This is a genomic window from Streptococcus oralis, from assembly GCF_001578945.1.
Classification (GTDB): domain Bacteria; phylum Bacillota; class Bacilli; order Lactobacillales; family Streptococcaceae; genus Streptococcus; species Streptococcus oralis_Q.
The window spans coordinates 48427-51285 of sequence record NZ_KQ969556.1 but is presented as its reverse complement, the minus strand read 5'-3'; the positions used below and the strand labels follow the sequence as shown (position 1 = coordinate 51285).

The 2859-nt window shown below is 38.2% G+C and carries 3 protein-coding genes and 1 pseudogene; 1 reads left to right on the top strand and 3 read right to left on the bottom strand.

The annotated features are described in order from the left end of the window. From SORDD16_RS12035 to SORDD16_RS09115, 3 genes and pseudogenes are all read right to left on the bottom strand, one after another. Window positions 1-219: pseudogene (locus SORDD16_RS12035) on the bottom strand (ISL3 family transposase); the annotation flags it as partial. A 62-nt stretch (window positions 220-281) separates the two neighbouring features. Further along, complete coding sequence (gene birA / locus SORDD16_RS09120) at window positions 282-1220, bottom strand: bifunctional biotin--[acetyl-CoA-carboxylase] ligase/biotin operon repressor BirA (protein WP_061453203.1); 939 nt, start codon at window positions 1218-1220, stop codon at window positions 282-284. Between the two features lie 16 nt (window positions 1221-1236). Next, window positions 1237-2076 (bottom strand): AraC family transcriptional regulator, encoded by an 840-nt coding sequence (locus SORDD16_RS09115; RefSeq protein ID WP_061453202.1) that lies wholly within the window; start codon window positions 2074-2076, stop codon window positions 1237-1239. Between the two features lie 106 nt (window positions 2077-2182). On the opposite strand from SORDD16_RS09115, the gene SORDD16_RS12030 reads away from it, so the two are divergent. Then, a partial coding sequence (locus tag SORDD16_RS12030; RefSeq protein WP_277730560.1) for a glycoside hydrolase family 36 N-terminal domain-containing protein occupies window positions 2183-2859 on the top strand: 677 nt, incomplete at its 3' end.

Genomic DNA, 2859 nt, shown 5'->3' with positions numbered 1-2859 from the left:
TGATTGCGAATTGTTGCTTGAGTTCGCCCGTCTAGAATTGCGATGACATTCAGGGTGCCAAAATCTTGAGTAATGGAGCTTATCTTGTCTTTCTTGAAGCTGTACCCATCCCAACTCAAATTGTCGGAAGATAGGAAAAATCTGTCTTGATTGAAATTCACTGAGCTTACGAATGACAGTCAAAGTGGATACAGACAAACTCTCTGCGATAGCTGTCACGGGGACTTACCCATTACAGATATTATAGGATCTGAAGTTCTATAAATCATACAGTGCTGTTGTTAGATCCAGCTAGTGAGTGAGATTTCACCACTATTGAGCCAGATTTCTGTTTGGTTATCGAGTTGGATAAGAAGTTGCCCCTGAGCAGAGATATCTTTGGCAACCCCTTTTTTTTCAGTCTGTTCTTGAATAAAACTGACTTCTCTTCCTAGAACGAGGGAATGTTTTTTATAGAGATAGAGTAGTTCTTCAGAACTAGTATGGTAGAAGCAATTCCATATTTCACAAATTAATTCATTCCGACTGATTGGTATAGACGATGTGAATAGACTACCGGCTTTTTCTTTTAAATCATCTGGAAAGTCTCTTATAGAAAAATTGATACCAATTCCGATAATCAGGTCTGTAACTAGTCCTGATTCGACGGATGTCATAGCTTCGGTAAGGATGCCTGCTATTTTTTTATTCTTAAAGTAGATGTCATTTACCCATTTGATATCTACTTCTATCATAGTTAGATTTTTAATGGCTTTGTAGACTGCAGCAGCTACAAGGAGAGTATAGGAAGGGAGTTTTTCATAGGGAAGATTGGGTTGAATATGCAGGGACATATAGATTCCGCCCTGAGATGGAGAATAGTAGGGACGCTGAAAGCGACCACGTCCTGCTGTTTGACAGGTTGAAAGATAGAGTGTATTTCCTTTGTTTCCAGCTTCAATCCCTTCTTTTGCATCTGTTTGGGTTGATTTAGTCTCAGGTTTGTAGTGAATGGTTAAGTTGGTGTTCTCTTGAATCAAATCAGGCAATATCAGATCGCCTTGAATAAGCTTGTAGCCTCTATTTTTGATACTGTCAATTTCTAGCCCTTCTTGTTGGAGACGTTGGATCGCTTTCCATATGGATGTACGACTCAGATTCAGCTCTCCTCCGATTTTTTCTCCGCTAACATAATCGTTTTCTCTAGCTAATATTTGGTAGACTAGTTGGTGTGATTTCATTGATTTTCCTTTCTAGCTAAGAGGATTGAGAAAGTTCTTTTCGTGTTTGACTAGGTGTTTTGTGAAAGTATTGTTTATAGGCTTTTGAAAAATGAAGAGGATCTGAAAAGCCAACTGAGTATGCAATAACTTTGATGGATTCTTCAGTATGTTCTAGAAGTTGTTTTGCACGGTGCATACGAACATAGAGTAAATACTCTTTTGGAGATAGCTGATGAAATTCTTTGAACACACTAGTCAGATAACTTCTATGAACAGACAGCTCTTTTGCGATGTCCTGAATGGTGATTGCTTTTGGATAGTGACTATCAATGAAGCGTTTGCAATCAAGGTAGAGATGATGGGTCGATGAGATGCTCTGTTTTCTCTGATTGGGAGCAATGCTACCTAAATGAAACATCAACTCATGAAGCTGCCCCATAATATGAAGTTGGGCTAATTCGTTGGATTTTGTAATCTGAGCGAAGTGGACAATATCCGCAATAAGTTTTGCAGTTGTCTGTGTATGACAGATTTCTGATTGGATGAGATAGGATTGATCGGAAATTTGTGAGTGTGCAAAATAATCAGGTGCCTTCCCACCAGAGATTCCCAACCAATAGTAGGCCCAGGGATTCTGGCTATCTGCTTGATAGAAGGTTAGTTCATCTGGTTTTAGTAAAAAGAAATCTCCAGCTTTCAAAGAGACAATTTTACCATTGTAATGGAATTTTCCTCGTCCCTTAGTTATATAATGAAGTACATAGGTATCTCGAATGGCTGGACCAAAAGAGTAGTCAGGCGCGCATTCCTCATATCCGTAGAAGCTAAGAGATAGGTCGATTGTTCCTGTCTGGTATTCTGAAAAAACAAACATATGATACCTCCTACCTAACATTTTACCATATTTTTGAGACATTTATCTATTTTAGGAAGCGCTTTTATATGCTAAAATTTTACCAAGAAATCAAAGAGGTGAAGAAATGGGAGTTCGGATAGAAAATAATCTATTTTATGTTGAGAGTAAAGGTTTAAGTTTGATTATTGAAAATAGAGATGGGTTCTTATTATTAAAACATTTAGGAAAGACTATTAAGAACTATAGAGGTGCCAATAGTGTTTATGAACGCGATCATGCTTTTTCAGGTAATCCAACAGCTACTAATCGAACCTTTAGTTTGGATACGCAACGTCAGATTTTTGGACAACATGGTTTGGGTGACTTTAGAAAACCAACTTTACAGGTTCAGCACGATGCAACTGAAGTAACAGACTTTCGATTTGTAGAAGCAAAGATTTTAAAAGGTCAGAATGGTCCACAGGGTTTACCTTCTCCTCACAGCATGGATGATACAGAGACTCTTGTCTTGATTTTAGAAGATTCTCAAGCCAAACTTTGTCTGACACTTTATTATACTGCTTTTGACAATCATACGACAATTGCTAGCTACAGTAAATTGGAGAATAATAGTAATCAGGAAGTTGTCATTCATAAGGACTTTTCTTTCATGGCTGATTTTCCTGCTGCAGCTTACGAAATAGTGACTTTACAGGGAGCTTATGCTCGTGAAAAGACTGTCCGACGTCAACAGGTAGAACAAGGAATTTTTTCAATTAGTTCAAATCGAGGAGCTTCTGGGCATGCTCAAACACCAGCTCT